Below are 14,854 nucleotides of genomic sequence, written 5' to 3'. Positions count from 1 at the left end.
TCCGGTTAAAGCTGGATCCAGGCGGTTTTCAGATCGACGTATTTGTCGAGTGCGTGCAGCGATTTGTCGTGGCCATTGCCGGACTGCCCGACCCCGCCCAGCGGCACCGTATTATCTGCGCCGCCATAGGTGTTCACATGGACCACCCCCGCGCGGATGCCCGCGACCATGCGATGGGCACGGGACAGGTTCGCGGTCCAAACCCCGGCGGCAAGGCCGAAATCGGTGCCATTCGCCAGCGCCAGCGCCTGTTCCTCGGTTTCGAACTTGGTCACCGACAGCACCGGTCCGAAGACCTCGCGCTGGAACAGGGCATGGTCCCGTGCAACGTGGGTCACGATGGTGGGCGCCATATAGGTGCCGCCGCTCTCCTGCAGGATCCGGTTGCCGCCGGTCACCACCTGACCACCTTCGGCGCGGGCCATATCCATGAAAGACAGGTTGCGCCGCAGCTGGTCCTCGGAATTGACCGCACCGATATGATTGCCCAGATCCAGCGGGTCGCCCACCCGCAGCGCCTCGGCCTCGTTGATCAGCATGGCGACGAATTCATCATGCACCGAGGCTTCGACCAGAAGGCGTGACCCAGCCACGCAGACCTGCCCTGAATTGCGGAAGATTCCCGCCGCCGAAACCTTGGCCGCGTGACGCAGATCGGGGGCATCGGCAAAGACGATATTGGGGGATTTGCCGCCCAACTCCAGATAGCAGCGTTTGAGGTTGGAGCGCGCCGAGGCCTCCAGCAGCTTGCGTCCGGTGCCGCCCGATCCGGTAAAGGCCAGCACATCGACGCCCATGGATTCGGCCAGCGCCGCGCCGGTCTCTGCGCCCGCGCCGGTGACCACGTTCAGCACCCCATCCGGCAGACCGCATTCGGCGCAGATCTCGGCCAAACGCAACAGCGACAGCGAGGCGGTCTCGGCGGGTTTCAAGACCACCGAATTGCCCATCGCCAGTGCAGGCGCCAGTTTCCAGGCGCCAATCATCAGCGGGAAATTCCACGGCACGATGGCGCCGACGACGCCCACCGGCGCGCGCTGCACCAGCCCCAGCACATCGGGGGCGGTGGGAGCGACCTCTCCCGCGACCTTGTCCAGCGCCTCCGCATAATAGCGGAAGGTGCCCGCCGCCGATCCCGGCTCGGCCTTCAGCGCCATGCCCATTTCGGTGCCATTGTCGCGCACGCCCAGAACGGCCAGCGACAGTGCCTCCGCCTCGATCCGATCGGCGATCTTATGCAGCACTTTTTTCCGCGCAGCGGGCGCAAGGCGCGACCAGCGGCCATCCTCAAACGCGGCGCGGGCAGCAGCCACCGCACGCTCCACATCCGCCGCTGACGCGCCTTCAAGCGTGGTCAGAACAGATCCGTCAATCGGCGAAGTAACTTCGCATGGCGTGCCCGAACCTGCTTGCCACGATCCTTCAAGAAAGAGTTTTTGCGGCGCCACATCAGCCCGCCGAAGTTCGTTGATGAGGTTTTGGTCTGCCATTCGGCCTCCTTCAGCTCCTTGCGGTCGCGCAAAATGCGGACGGTATGCATCACAAGGACCAGTATGATGATGGAAAACAGGATGAACGCCACCGGGCGGTCGATGAAATCAAGGGGGGTTTTGACCCGCGCCATGGCCGCGCGCAGCTTCACCTCCATGATGCCGCCCAGAACCATGCCAAGGATGATCGGCACCGCAGGCAGCGACAGGCGCTTCAGCACATAGCCCACCAGACCAAATGCCGCCGCCATCACGCAGTCGGTGGCAGAGTTGCGCAGGGAATAGACCCCGACAAAGCTGAGCGTCAGGATACAGACGCCAAGGAAGCGATTGGGGATCCTGACCACTTGGATCAGGCTGCGGGTCGCAAACAGAAGGAAGATCAGCACCAGCACGTTGAGGATCAAGAGCGCGAGATAGAGCGCCACCACGAAATCCATGTCGTTCTGGAACAGCCCCGGCCCCGGCACCACGTTATGGACGTAAAAGACGCTCAGCATCATCGCCGTCAGCGCCTCACCCGGAATACCCAGCGCCAGCAGCGGCACCATGGCGGCGGCGGGCACGGCGTTATTGGCGGTTTCGGCGGCGATTAGCCCTTCGGACGACCCGCGCCCGAAATCCTGCGGTCGTTTGGAGGTCTTCTGCGCATAGGTGTAGGACATGAACTGCGCAGTGAATTCGCCGACGCCGGGAATCATCCCCATCAAGACGCCAAACCCGGCAGAGACTGACGCCACACGGGGATGGCGCGACAGCTCTCGCAAGCCCTGGAACATGCCGCCGCGCAGGCGTGTCAGACGGATCTTCTCGTCCTCATCCGTCAGCAGCACAAAAGCCTGAGAGATCGCAAACAGCCCAAGAACCACGACTATGAGGTTGATGCCACCGCCTAGGAAATCCTGCCCGAAGGTGTATCTCTGGGTGTATTTCACCGGCTCCATGCCGATGGTGTTGAGGAAAATGCCAAAGCAAGCGAGCGCCCCTGCGATTAGCGCCTGCCCGCGATGGGCCACCACCACCAGCAAGAGGCCCAGCAGCGCGGCGAGGAAGATCTCGCGACTGCCGAACATCGGCGCCACCTTAGCCAGCACCGGGGCAAAAAGGATCAGACAGATGACCGAGAAAACGCCACCAAAGAAACTGGCGGAATAGGCAAGGCTGAGCGCGCGTCGCGGTTCCCCCCGCGCGGTCATCGGGTAGCCGTCATAGGTGGTCAGCGCGTTGACCGCCGTGCCGGGCGTGTTGATCAGGATCGCCGGAATGGCACCACCGTACATGGAGGAGCCGTAGATGCCGAGCAGCACGGTCAGCCCCACGATGGGATCCATCGAGAATGTCGCGGGCAGCAGGATGGCAATCGCCACCGCCGGGCCGACGCCGGGGATGGCACCGATCAGCACGCCGCCGATGGATCCGGCCAGCAGCGCCAGCGCCACGTCCCAGCGCATCAGGATCTCGATTGCAGAAAGAATAAGGTCCATCGGGGATCCCGTTAAACTGAAGGCTTAGAGGTAGAGGATGGCAAAACTGCGCAGGGCCCCCGGCAGATATTCATAGAGCAGCGCGCCGGGGATCTTCACCGATAGCAGCCCCTTGAACACCAGCACCACGGCAAGGGCGAAACCAGCGCTGGTCCACAGCATCAGGCGGCTGCGATAGCCCATGCGCCAGGTCAGCAGCGGCACGAAGACCAGCGTCACCGGCAGATAGCCCACAAGCGGCACCAGCAGCACGTAGGCCATGAACCAGGCGACGTATTCCACCGCCTGCCCCCAGCGCCGGGCCTCGTTCAGGTCGAACCGCGTCGTGCGTCGCCAGGGCAGCCGGTAGAGATGCAAGCCCCCCATCAGAACCATGCCGCCCAGGGCCACGCCGGGCCAGAACCGGGGCTGGGCAAAGAGTTTGGTCTTTTTCACCCAAGCGGTCTGATCACCAATCAGCACCAGCAGCAGCACGGAAAGCCCAAGAAACCCAAGGGCAAAAACCAGCTGTCCGCGCCGGGGTCCGGGAAAACGGCGTTCGCGTTCTGTCGTCATGGAGGGGAACTTCTGTCGCGCAGGAAACAAGGGTCCGGGGCGCCCGCGAGGCGCCCCGATCCGGGAGGATGGCTTATTCGAGGATCGAACCGATCCGCGCCATTGTGTCGATGTCAGCGGCCACACGGGCGGCGCTGTCCTCGGCGTTCTGCCAGTAGATCAGCGCGCCGGTTTCCTTGGCCACGTTCTGGGCGCGTTCGCTCATCACGGTTTTCTCGGCCACCGCGATGATCTTGTCGCGCACGTCCTGCGGCGTGTCCTTGGTCACGAAGAGACCATTCCACAGCGCGATGTTGAGGCTGTCGTCCAGCTCGCCGATCGCAGGCGCATCGGGCACCAGCGGAATGCGTTCATCGGTGATCGAGACCAGCACCTTCACATCATCAAGGCAGGGCAGGATCAGCTGCAGCGTGGTGTTGATCACATCCGCATCGCCCGAGGCCAGGGTGTTGCAATCCAGCGCGTCAAAGGCCGCGTCAGAGCCCCATTCGAAACCGGCGTTCTTGGCAAAGGCCTTGGTCACTTGGGTCGGGGTCAGCACGTCGCCGAAATGGCCCAGCGCCACGTCGTTTTCCTTGGCGTATGCTGCCAGTTCCTCCATCGAGGAATAGGGCGCATCGCCCGAGGTTGCGATGACAAAGGGATAGGTCAGGAAGATCCCCAGCGGGTCGAACTTGGCCGGGGTCAGCGGCGGGATGTCGATCTGGTGACCGACAACCGGCACGCCGATCACGAAGGAGCCGATGGTGTAACCATCAGCGGGCGCATTGGCGACCTCGATCGCACCGGGGAAGGGTCCACCGCCACCGCCGGGCTTGTTCACCACCGCCGCCGCGACGCCGTATTCGTTCTGGAAATCCTCGGCGATCATCCGGGTCAGCACGTCTTCCAGATCGCCCGGAGGCCAAGGCACGATGAAGTTCACCGGCTTTTCCGGATACTCGGCCTGCGCCGCAACGGCGCTGAGGCCAAGGGCGGTGGCCGCCGCTGCGCCTTTGACGATGGTGGTCAGTTTCATTGCAAGTCTCCCGGTTGCTGTCAGTTGGACTCTGTTGGGTCATGTTGGTTCATTATTCGAACCGTTGGTTTGAATTTAGATTGACAGCCTCCCCGGTTATCTGTCAACAAATTTGAAAGGCAGAGGCGGAAATTCCTGGACTTTGCCTGATCACACAGCACTTACGGGATCGCCGAACCACATGGGTACAGTCTCCAAAGCCTTGTCATTGCTGACATATTTCAATCATGGCCGCACCGAGATCGGCCTCAGCGATCTCACGCGCCTGTCAGGCATGAACAAGGCGACTGTTTATCGGCTGATGGGTGAAATGCAGGAATCAGGCTTTGTCGAACAGGCCGATGGCGACCGGTCCTACCGGCTGGGTCCGCAGGTCCTGCGCCTCGCCGCCCTACGCGAAGCCGCGGTTCCGATCCTGTCCGTCTCGCGCCGGGTGCTGAAGGATCTGAGCGAGGAAACCGGGGAAACCACCCATCTGTCGCTGGTGCAGGGCACCCAGCTCAACTCACTTAGCCACGCCTATTCGCCGCGCCACGCCGCCCGGGTGATGATGGAGGATGCCGAGGTTCTGACCTATCACGGCACCGCCTCCGGCCTGGCCGTTCTGGCCTATGCCGATCCCGAGTTCGTCGATGCGGTTCTGTCCGGGCCGCTGCACAGCCACACCGCCGCCACCGTAACCGATCCGGAAGAGATTCGCCGCCAGCTGGAAGAGGTCCGTTGCAGCGGCATGGCGCAATCCATCGGCGGCTTCGAAGCCGAGGTGCATTCCCATGCGGTGCCGGTCTTTGGCGCCGACCGGCAGGTGATCGGCGCCCTTGCCGTGGCCGCGCCGGTGTCCCGCATGACGCCGGAACAATCCGTTCTGATCCCCGCCGCCCTGCACCGCGCCGGTCAGACCCTGACCCATCGTATCGGCGGCGCCGCCCCGGCCGACTACCCCCAAGAGGCCGCCGCATGATGCCGCATATGATCCCGTTTTTCCGCCTTTCCCCCACCGGCGCCGCCGGATGGCCCCGCAATCAGGAGCTCGTTCCATGAAAGATTCCAATTTCCTCAAAGAACATAACGCCAAATCACTCTGGCACCCGATGGCGCATCCGGCCGACAGCCTTGCCAATCCCCCCACCATCGTGACCGGCGCCCGGGGCGTTTCGATCACCGATGTTGACGGGCACGAGGTCGTGGATGCGGTCGGGGGCCTCTGGAACGTGAACCTCGGGTTTTCCTGCCAGCCAGTGAAGGATGCCATCGCCGCGCAGCTGGATGTCCTGCCCTATTATTCCACCTTCCGGGGCACCACCAACGATCAGGTGATCCAACTGGCCGAAGAGCTGAAGGATTTCTTTGCCCCCGACGGCCTCAGCCGCGCGTTCTTCACCTCGGGCGGCTCGGACTCGGTGGAAACCGCCCTGCGGCTGGCGCGCCAGTACCACAAGATCCGCGGTCAGGAGGGGCGCACCAAGTTCCTCAGCCTCAAGAAGGGCTATCACGGCACCCATATGGGCGGCGCCTCGGTCAACGGAAACGCGAATTTCCGCACCCAGTACGAACCGCTTCTACCCGGCTGCCACCACATCCCGGCGCCCTATACCTATCGCAACCCCTTCAATGAGAGTGATCCCGAGCGTCTGGCCCAGCTCTGCCTGCAGGCGCTGGAGGATGAGATCGCCTTTCAGGGCGCAGGCACCATCGCCGCCTTCATCATGGAGCCGATCCTGGGCGCCGGCGGGGTGATCCCGCCACATGAAAGCTTCATGCCCGGCGTGCGGCAGATCTGCTCGAAACACGGGATTCTATTGATCGCGGATGAGGTGATCACCGCCTTTGGCCGCACCGGCTCCTGGACCGGATCGCGTCACTGGGGGGTGCAGCCCGACCTGATGTGCACCGCCAAGGCGATCACCAATGGGTATTTCCCCTTTGGCGCGGTGATGATCGCCGATGGGGTGGCCGAGGTCTTTGAGAGCGACGAAAGCGGCAAGGCGGCCATTGGCCACGGCTACACTTACTCCGGCCACCCGGTGGGGGCGGCCGCGGCGCTCGCCTGCCTTGCGGAAACCAAACGCCTCAACGTGCCGGAAAACGCCGCAGCGCGCGGCGCGGAACTGCACGAGGGTCTTCTGGCGCTGAAGGACAAATACGGCCTCATCGGTGATGTGCGTGGTGGCCACGGGCTGATGTGCGCGCTGGAACTGGTTGGCGATCACGTCAGCAAGACCCCGATCGACAAGAAGACCATCGGCATGGTGCAGGAGGTTGCCTATCAATCGGGCGCCATGGTGCGGGTCTCTGGTCCAAATATCATCCTGTCGCCGCCGCTGGTGCTGGAGGCCGCCGATGTCAGCACCATCCTTTCGGCCCTTGATGCGGGCCTTGCTGCCGCCAGCTGATCTGCGCTTTGCTCTGCATTCGTGCGCGGGCGCCTGTGCCGGGCCAATGGCCCGGCACAGGCCACCAGATACCATGGCGGTCCCGAAGCCTCCGCTTCGGGACCGCGCCTCTCGGTAGCGCCGCTGACGCGGCGCGGCACCGGGGTACAGCCAGCGCACTTTATTTCGAGAGTTCAGGTGGTTTCCGCTACAGAGGCCCCATCGCCCTCGACCTTTACCTCCATCCGCAGACAGGTCCAGACGATGCGGGTCGACTTCTCCGCGATGCGGGTAAATCCGGCATCCCGCAGCACATTCTTGCATTCCCGCATGCCGCCGATGCCATAGGCCTCGGGGTGGAATTCCAGCACCACGCCCCGGAAACCCGACAGATCCATGTGGCGCAGCAGTTCCAGCTCGCCTCCCTCAATATCCATGATCAGAATATTGGGTTTCAGCTCGGCGCAAACCTCTGCAAAGGACCGCGTCGGCACCCGGACCAGGTCCGAGGGGCGCCCCTCCGGGTTCAGGAGGGAAGAGCCGAGGTAGCTGCTGCGCACATGGAATTCCATCGCCTCCGGCGCATCGGGCGCCGTCACCAGCACTTCGTTGCGCACCTCGATCCGTTCTTCCAGCCCGTTCATCGCATGGAGCGCGCGAACCACCGGGATCAGCTGCGGGTTGGCCTCGAACGATAGAATACGCTCTGCCCCACTGTGGCGCGCCATCACGCCACCGACGACACCGATCCCGGCGCCGATTTCCAGCACCCGGTCGCCCTTTTCGATCACATGCAGCGCACCGGCAATCTCCTGCCCCTCATAGCGGGCCGCGTTGATCCGGGCGATGCGCTTTTCATTGAGGAAGCCTGATTGCGGCACCAGAACGCCAAGACAATTGGCCGCCACGACATCGGGTTGCAATTCCAAATCGTCTGCCCTCTGCCCTGTCTCCGCCACGCGCTTGCCCTCGTCCCGTTGTTGGTCTGGCGCAGACTGCGCAGCGCCCGGACCAAAGACAAGAGCAGCCGCGCCGGGCACCGCTGTTTCGCCGGGCGCGTTACTCTTCGGGCACGATCAGCACCAGCCCGTCCAGATCCGGGCTCGCCTCGATCTGGCAGCTGAGGCGGGAGCTGTCGCGCCGTTCCTCGGCCATATCCAGCATCGCGTCCTCGAAATCCTCGGGCGCACCGCATTTGTCGGACCAGGCCGGATCCACATAGACATGGCAGGTGGCGCAGCTGAGCGTGCCGCCGCATTCACCGATGATCCCCGGCACATCATGAGCCAGCGCGGCCTGCATCAGGTTCTGCCCGTTTTCCGCTGCGCCGGTGATCTCTGTGCCATCCGGCAGTTTCCAGGTCACTTTCACTGTCATCTCTCCCCCACTCGGTCCCGCCTGCCGCAGTCAGACAAAATGCACATAGAAATCGCGCATCCCGTCGCCTTCCAGATCGCGGGTCTTGCGCACTTCCTTACGTTTCATGAAGACGTGGTTTGCCACCAGTTCCTCCCCGACTGCCTTTGCCAGAACCGTGTCGCGCTCCAGATCCGTCACCGCGCCTTTCAGGTCGATCGCCGTACCTTCGCGCGCATCGGTGCGGTCAAAACCGTCGCCGGTTTCCATCGGCGGCAGGGAGTAACCCTTCTCGACCCCCAAGAGAGACGCCTGCAGCACCGCCGCCACCGCCGTGTAGGGATTGGCCGAGGCATCGGCCATCCGGTGTTCCAGCCGCGCCTTGGCGCCGCCTTCGGAGCTGATCCTTGTGGTGACGTTGCGGTGATCGCCGCCCCAGTTCTGCCAGTACCCCGACAAGCTGCCGGGCTGCAGCCGCATGTAACTGTTTGCGGTCGGTGCAATCAGACCGGCCAACCCCTTGTGGTGGTGCAGCACACCAGCAAGGCAGCCGCGCGCCAGATCGTTCATGTGCTCGGGCCCGCCACGCGGGCCTGAGGACAGCGCATTGCCGCCCGCCTCGTCCACGAAGGAATAATTGATATGCATGCCCGATCCGCCCGCCTCGGCGATGGGTTTGGGCATGAAGGTCAGCACGATGCCGTATTCCAGCGCGATCTCCCGCGCCATCAGGCGGAACAGCACGATATCGTCCACTGCCTTCACCGCATCATCAAAGGTCAGCGTGTATTCGAACTGGGGGCTGTCGAATTCAGCGGTGATCATATCAAGGCTAAAGCCCATCTCATCCGCCATCGCCCAGATCCGGTCGTTGAACCGCAAGGGGTCAGCAAAAGGGCCGGTGCCATAGACCACGCCACCCGGCGCATCGTATGGCATCAGGCGGCCGTTCTCATCGGCCTGCAGGGCAAAGGCTTCCAGCTCGATCCCCACCTTGGGCTGCAGCCCCTTGGCGGACCAGGCCGCCACTGCCCGTTTCAGCGCCCCACGCGGGCAAAGGGAGAGCGGCTCCCCCGCATCGTCGTAGAGGTCACCCAGCACCACCTTGGTCGAGGCATGCCAGCTGTCGCGGATATCATCGTGCAGCCATTTCAGCTCCATATCCGGCAGGCCCTGTTTGACCAGGGATCCCGGCGCGTCCAGCAGGTCCTTGTCGTAATGGGTGCCAAAGACCGAGCGGCAGAACCGCGTGGCATCGTCACCGATCTTGGAATTGGGGAGGTATTTTCCCCGCATGATGCTGAGGTGATCGCAGAACATCGCGCGCAGGCGGGTCTTCATAGCTCAAGGTCCTTCCTGTTGGACGGGCTGCGGCATCTTTTGCGTGCCGTTATGCCCATATCATTTCACCCAACCACCAGAGGACAGCGGCCGACCTCGGGTGGGTGCGTAAGCGCCCTCCCGTGCGGGAGGTCGGGCGCTGTCCGGGCCTTTGCCCCGGACCAAAGGTTTATCCCAGCCTAAGCCGCCTTAACCCGCACCGGCAATTCCTTGATGCCGCCGACAAAGTTGGAGCGCAGGAATTTATGCGGCCCCGCTGCCTCGATATGCGAAATCCGCTTGGCCAGCTCCTGAAACAGCACCGTGACCTCCAGCCGGGCCAACCACATGCCAAGACAGACATGCGGGCCGAATTGCCCAAAGGACACATGCCGGTTGGGGCTGCGCATCAGGTCGACGCGGAAAGGATCACCGAAATAGCTTTCGTCCCGGTTAGCCGAGATGAACCAGTAGAGCACCTTGTCCCCTGCCCGGATCGTCTTGCCGTGCATCTCAACGTCGCGGGTCGCGGTGCGGCGGAAGTAAAGCGCAGGCGTGGCCCAGCGAATGATCTCATCCGCCGCCGTGTCCCACACCGCGCCGCCCGCCTGCATCTGCGCGAGCAGCTCGGGCTGATGGCACATGGCCTGAATGCCAGCCGCAATCGAATAGCGCGTGGTATCGTTGCCTGCTGCAACAAGCAGGCAGAAGAAATTGCGGAACTCGGTCTCGGTGATGGTGGATCCGTCCTTGGCCGGTTCCAGGATCAGGTTCAAAACGCCAGAGGTGTCGCCCTTCTTCGCCTTCGCCTCCATCAGCTCCTTGGCATAGACATAGAGTTCCGCCCCCGCCGGAGAGTTAAACGGCATCATGCGGAATTCATCCGTGTCCATCTTGTCGAGCACATGGGTGGTGAAATCCGGGTCCGTATTGGCAATCAGCGCATCGCCCTTTTCCACCAGCCAGGGCAGGTCTTCCTCCGGCAGGCCCACCACGCGCCCCAGCATCCGCATCGGCAATTGCCGGGCAATTTCCTTGGTGGCGTCAAATGTGCCCTTCGCTAGCGCCTGATCCAGGATCTCGGCACAAAGCGTGCGAATATCCTCTTCGTATTGCGCCATGGTGGTCTTGGAGAAGGCCTTGATCAGCTTCATGCGCACCTTGGAATGCTCCGGCGGATCAGTCTCCTGAAAGGTGCGGCGGGCGAGATATTCCTCGTAGGACTGATCCTCCATCCGGATACCGCGCGCCGAGGAAAACACCTCGGTGTTCTTGTTCATCGCGGTGATGTCTTCATAGCGGGTGACGGACCAGTAGTTTTCACCGCCCGCGTATTCCGTCCAGTGCAGGGGATCGTCGCGGCGCAGCCGGGCAAAGGTGTTATGCGGCGCGCCATTGGCAAAGGTGTCGTGGCTGCTGAGATCGGCAAAGCCGTCGTCCTGCGGTGTCCAGATCGTCATGAGGGGCTTCCCGAATGGTTGCTTTGTGTATATTATTAGACCTCATAAATATGTAAACGAAAATCTTGCGAGTCATATCATGCACTTGGCCATTCTGATGACCAACACGGACGAGAGCGACTTTGCCGCGCACCACCCCAAGGATGGAGAAAAGTTCGCGGACCTCATCCACATGGCCCGCCCCGGCTGGGACGTTTCGGTCTTTTCGGTAAAGGATGGCGTGTTCCCCAAGGACATCGCGGATTTTGACGGTGCGATGATTACCGGCAGCCCGGCCTCGGTCCGCGATGATCTGCCCTGGATCGCACCGCTGATGGATCTGATTCGAGACATGAACACCCGCAAACAGCCGCTGTTCGGCGCCTGTTTTGGCCATCAGGCCGTGGCACTTGCCCTTGGCGGCAGCCTTGGCGTCAACCCCTGCGGCTGGGTGCAGGGGCTGACGCTCAACGCCTTGCAAAACACCCCGCCCTGGGCGCGGGAGCTGCCGGATCCCCTGCGCCTTTATGGGTCTCACAAGGAATGCGTCTGCGCCATGCCGCAGGGCGCGGTGCGGACAGCCACCAGCAACGGCATGATCGCGGGGTTCACCATCGGCCGCCACATCTGGACCACCCAGCATCACCCGGAAATGAGCCATGTCTTCATCACCGCCCTGACCGAGGAAATGAAGGGCATGTTGCCGGAAGATGTGCATGCGCAGGCTGTGGCAAGCCTTGCGGAGACATCTGATCAGGCCCGCTTCACCGAGGCGCTGGCGCGGTTCTTCGAGCAGGGCATCGGCTGAGGCAGCTCAGCCCAGCGCCGCCAAGAGATCCATCACCGTGACCTGATCAAATTGCACATGAGCGGCCATCTCGGCCTCCGCTGCTGCGCTGTCATGCGCCTCAATCAACCCAGCCAGCCTGCGGTGGTCCTTGGCCGATTGCGCGATGGAACCGGGATAGCGATAGCGCGCCCGGTAATAGGCCATCAGCTTGCGCGCGTTCGTCTTGATCATCTCCACAAGGAAGGGATTGCCCGAGCCGAGCGCGATCACCTCGTGAAAGCGCAGGTTTAGCTGATAGTAACCATCGGGATCGCCGTCGCCCTTCTCGGCCGCGTGCGCCTCGCAGGCAGAAACAATACGCTCCAGTTCCGCGGCTTGCGCCTTGGTCATGCGGCGCGCGGCAAGGCCCGCGGCCTGTCCTTCCAGCTTGGCGTGCACTTCGAGGATGGCGAGGAACTCCTCCAGCGTCGGTTTGAACAGCACCGCGCCCTTCCTCGGCAGGCGGCGGATCAGCCCGGCGGTTTCCAGCTGGATCAATACCTCGCGCACAGGCGTGCGCGAGACATTGTGGCGGGCCACAAGACCCGCTTCGTCCAGCACATCGCCCGGGCTCAGCCGCCCGGCGTCGATATCGCTGAGGATCGCGTTGAGTAGCTGCTCGCTCTGCCCGGCCATGCCTGTTCCGTTCTCCCGCCTCTTTGGCTTTGGCCGCAGGATAGGGTGCCCCCCGGCCAGAGGCAACGGCGCCCGGCCCCGGCAGTCTGACAAGATCAGGCCGGGCCCATCCGCCCTTCGCGCATCCAGAGATACAGCGGCAGTGCAAGGGATAGCCCGACGGTGCAGCCTGCAGGTAGGACCAACCACCAGCGGCGCAGGCCCAGATCGCGGGCGTCCCGCCAGCTCCAGACCCAGAACACCAGCATCGACAGCAGGACATCGGCAGAGAACCCTGCCGCCGCGCCATTGGCAAACAACCCACGCAGAAAGGCCGGGATATCAATCCCGTTGAGGGCAAAGAAGGAGCCGAAGAACAGCCAAGGCACCAACGTGCCGATGATGGCTGAAACGGCATAGAATGTGCGCATGTGATTTCTCCTCACGAAGGGAGCGCAGGCTCCCGCGCCCGCAGGTCAACCGGCGGGGCCGGGTCGTCCCTGGAGGCCTTGGGCATGGCACCGTGCTTTGCACGGTGCAGCGCCGCGCCCTGCGCGGCGCCCGGCCCAACGGGCCTGCGTCCTTTTTCAAAAGGACCCGGCCGGGCGGGAGCCTCCCCGTATTCCCTGCCCTACTCTGACGGAACAGCGCCCCGGTATTTCGCTGTCAGCTCGGGCGCCAGCTCATCCGGTTCATAGACGCCCAGCAGGATGCCCTTGCGCGGCGCCTTGCCACGGCGTGCGGCAATCTGTTCATCCGACAGGGTGATGCGCTGGGACATGCGCAGCCCCCAGGCCAGCAACCGGTCGTACATCAGGTCGATCACCTCGGCATGCTCGGCGCTGGCGCCCAGATCCACCAGCTCGTCCGGGTCGGTTTCCAGATCGAACAGCATCGGGCGCAGGCCACCTTCGGCATGCATGAACTTCCAGCGCCGGTCCACAACCATGAACAGCCGCGCATCCTTTGGCGCCAGCCCCAGCGTTTCGCAGATCGGGTTGGTGGCGTAATCGAATTCCGCCACCGCGTGATCGCGCCACTCGGTTTCCTCCCCGCGCAGCAGCGGCATCAGTGAGCGTCCCTCCAGGATATGCGGCGCCGGAGCGCCGCCTGCGACCTCAAGGAAGGTGGGCAACAGGTCGATCGCCTCCACCAGCTCATCACAGGTAGTGCCCCGGGTGACATCGGCCTCGGCGCGCGGATCGTAGATGATCAGCGGCACCTTGATCGACGGTTCGTGAAACAGGTTCTTCTCGCCCATCCAGTGATCACCCAGATAATCGCCGTGATCTGAGGTCACCACGATCATCGTGTCCTTCATGCGCCCGGTCTCTTCTAGCCAGGCGAACAGCCGACCCATCTGGTCGTCAGCCTGCTTGATCAGCCCCATGTAGGCGGGGATCACCCGCTCGCGCACTTCATCACGCGAGAATGTCTTGCCGATCCGGTTGTTCATCATGCCGCCAAAGACCGGATGCGGATCTTCCCGCTCCGCTTCCGAACGCACCGCAGGCAGCACGTGTTCGGGGCCGTACATGTCGTGATAGGGCGCCGGAACGATATAGGGCCAATGTGGCTTGATATAACTCAGATGCGCGCACCAGGGCTGATCACCCTTCGCCTCAGCCTGAGTGATAAACTCCATCGCCTGGGTGGTCAGCCAGGGGGTTTCGCTGTCTTCTTCGGCGATATTGGCGGGCTTGTCGGCATTGACCATGAACCAGCCCGAGGCGACGTCGTTGCCCTCGACCCCGGCATTGGCAAAGTCGTTCCATGGGTTTTCGCCAGGATAGCCCTTGGATTTCAGGTATTCGTTATACGGGCTGCGCTTGGCGTCGTAGAACCCATCGGGCCCCTCGGCCCAAAGCCCGTCGTCGCGGATAAATGGATCAAAGCCGCATTCGCTCTGCCGCACGCCGATCACACTGTCGGGCGCCAGCCCCAGACGCTCCATCCCGTCGGCATCGGCCACCATATGGGTCTTGCCGATCAGATGGCAGCCCATCCCGGCACGGCGCAGGTGATCGCCCATAGTCCATTCCCCAACCCGCAGGGGATAGCCGTTGAACTGCACCCCGTGGCTGGAAGGATAGCGCCCGGTATAGCTGGACATCCGCGACGAGCCGCAGGTCGGCGACTGCACATAGGCGCGGGTAAAGCGCACGCCCTTTGCTGCCAGCGCATCGATATGCGGCGTCTGCAGATGAGGGTGCCCCGCACAGCTGAGGTAATCGAACCTCAACTGGTCAAACATGATGTAGAGAATATTCATCGGCGCTCCCCTCCCGTTGCTCCGCGATTTGTCAGCAAACTATTAAACAGGTGAAGCAAGAAGGCCAGCCGCAAAAGCCTAAGATCAGAGCGCACGGCCTGTTG

The 14,854-nt window shown here is 63.0% G+C and carries 14 protein-coding genes; 3 read left to right on the top strand and 11 right to left on the bottom strand.

Going from position 1 to position 14,854, the window contains the following annotated elements; genetic code table 11:
• Positions 1-5: 5 nt before the first annotated feature.
• The 4 genes from JL2886_RS19255 to JL2886_RS13980 form a co-directional block, all read right to left on the bottom strand.
• Positions 6-1,448 carry an aldehyde dehydrogenase family protein gene (locus tag JL2886_RS19255; protein ID WP_082996089.1) on the bottom strand — a complete coding sequence of 481 codons (1,443 nt, stop codon included), beginning with the start codon at positions 1,446-1,448 and terminating at the stop codon, positions 6-8.
• Complete coding sequence (locus tag JL2886_RS13990; RefSeq protein ID WP_065272572.1) at positions 1,355-2,974, bottom strand: tripartite tricarboxylate transporter permease; 1,620 nt, start codon at positions 2,972-2,974, stop codon at positions 1,355-1,357. Before JL2886_RS13990 ends, JL2886_RS19255 begins: the two co-directional genes overlap by 94 nt.
• Positions 2,975-2,998: 24 nt before the next feature.
• Positions 2,999-3,529 carry a tripartite tricarboxylate transporter TctB family protein gene (locus JL2886_RS13985; RefSeq protein ID WP_065272571.1) on the bottom strand — a complete coding sequence of 177 codons (531 nt, stop codon included), beginning with the start codon at positions 3,527-3,529 and terminating at the stop codon, positions 2,999-3,001.
• A 73-nt stretch (positions 3,530-3,602) separates the two neighbouring features.
• Entirely contained in the window at positions 3,603-4,547 is a 945-nt protein-coding gene (locus JL2886_RS13980) for a tripartite tricarboxylate transporter substrate binding protein (protein WP_065272570.1), read from the bottom strand.
• 181 nt (positions 4,548-4,728) lie between these two features.
• On the opposite strand from JL2886_RS13980, the gene JL2886_RS13975 reads away from it, so the two are divergent.
• Both JL2886_RS13975 and JL2886_RS13970 read left to right on the top strand, forming a co-directional pair.
• Positions 4,729-5,508: an IclR family transcriptional regulator gene (locus JL2886_RS13975; protein ID WP_065272569.1), complete on the top strand. Its 780-nt coding sequence runs from the start codon at positions 4,729-4,731 to the stop codon at positions 5,506-5,508.
• Between the two features lie 76 nt (positions 5,509-5,584).
• Entirely contained in the window at positions 5,585-6,940 is a 1,356-nt protein-coding gene (locus JL2886_RS13970) for an aspartate aminotransferase family protein (protein ID WP_065272568.1), read from the top strand.
• A gap of 173 nt (positions 6,941-7,113) precedes the next feature.
• Here the strand turns inward: JL2886_RS13970 and JL2886_RS13965 are convergent, their stop codons facing one another.
• From JL2886_RS13965 to JL2886_RS13950, 4 genes are all read right to left on the bottom strand, one after another.
• The gene (locus JL2886_RS13965; RefSeq protein ID WP_237028376.1) at positions 7,114-7,848 is read right to left on the bottom strand and encodes an FkbM family methyltransferase; all 735 of its coding nucleotides are present in this window, start codon (positions 7,846-7,848) and stop codon (positions 7,114-7,116) included.
• A 130-nt stretch (positions 7,849-7,978) separates the two neighbouring features.
• Complete coding sequence (locus tag JL2886_RS13960; RefSeq protein ID WP_065272566.1) at positions 7,979-8,296, bottom strand: 2Fe-2S iron-sulfur cluster-binding protein; 318 nt, start codon at positions 8,294-8,296, stop codon at positions 7,979-7,981.
• A gap of 30 nt (positions 8,297-8,326) precedes the next feature.
• Positions 8,327-9,616: a glutamine synthetase family protein gene (locus JL2886_RS13955; RefSeq protein WP_065272565.1), complete on the bottom strand. Its 1,290-nt coding sequence runs from the start codon at positions 9,614-9,616 to the stop codon at positions 8,327-8,329.
• A gap of 179 nt (positions 9,617-9,795) precedes the next feature.
• A complete protein-coding gene (locus JL2886_RS13950) occupies positions 9,796-11,055 on the bottom strand; it encodes a cytochrome P450 (RefSeq protein ID WP_065272564.1) in 1,260 nt (419 codons plus the stop codon).
• Positions 11,056-11,152: 97 nt separating this feature from the next.
• On the opposite strand from JL2886_RS13950, the gene JL2886_RS13945 reads away from it, so the two are divergent.
• Complete coding sequence (locus tag JL2886_RS13945) at positions 11,153-11,842, top strand: type 1 glutamine amidotransferase (RefSeq protein ID WP_237028375.1); 690 nt, start codon at positions 11,153-11,155, stop codon at positions 11,840-11,842.
• A gap of 6 nt (positions 11,843-11,848) precedes the next feature.
• Here the strand turns inward: JL2886_RS13945 and JL2886_RS13940 are convergent, their stop codons facing one another.
• The 3 genes from JL2886_RS13940 to JL2886_RS13930 all read right to left on the bottom strand — a co-directional run bounded on the left by JL2886_RS13940 (position 11,849) and on the right by JL2886_RS13930 (position 14,750).
• Entirely contained in the window at positions 11,849-12,499 is a 651-nt protein-coding gene (locus tag JL2886_RS13940; protein ID WP_065272562.1) for a GntR family transcriptional regulator, read from the bottom strand.
• Between the two features lie 95 nt (positions 12,500-12,594).
• Positions 12,595-12,909, bottom strand: coding sequence for a DUF2834 domain-containing protein (locus tag JL2886_RS13935; RefSeq protein ID WP_065272561.1), 315 nt, complete (start codon positions 12,907-12,909; stop codon positions 12,595-12,597).
• Positions 12,910-13,109: 200 nt separating this feature from the next.
• Positions 13,110-14,750, bottom strand: a complete 1,641-nt coding sequence (locus tag JL2886_RS13930) for a sulfatase-like hydrolase/transferase (protein WP_065272560.1) — start codon at positions 14,748-14,750, stop codon at positions 13,110-13,112.
• Between the last annotated feature and the right edge of the window lie 104 nt (positions 14,751-14,854).

The sequence above is a fragment of the Phaeobacter gallaeciensis genome (assembly GCF_001678945.1).
GTDB classification, from domain to species: Bacteria; Pseudomonadota; Alphaproteobacteria; order Rhodobacterales; family Rhodobacteraceae; genus Phycobacter; species Phycobacter gallaeciensis_A.
This window is presented reverse-complemented; position numbering and strand designations above follow the sequence as displayed.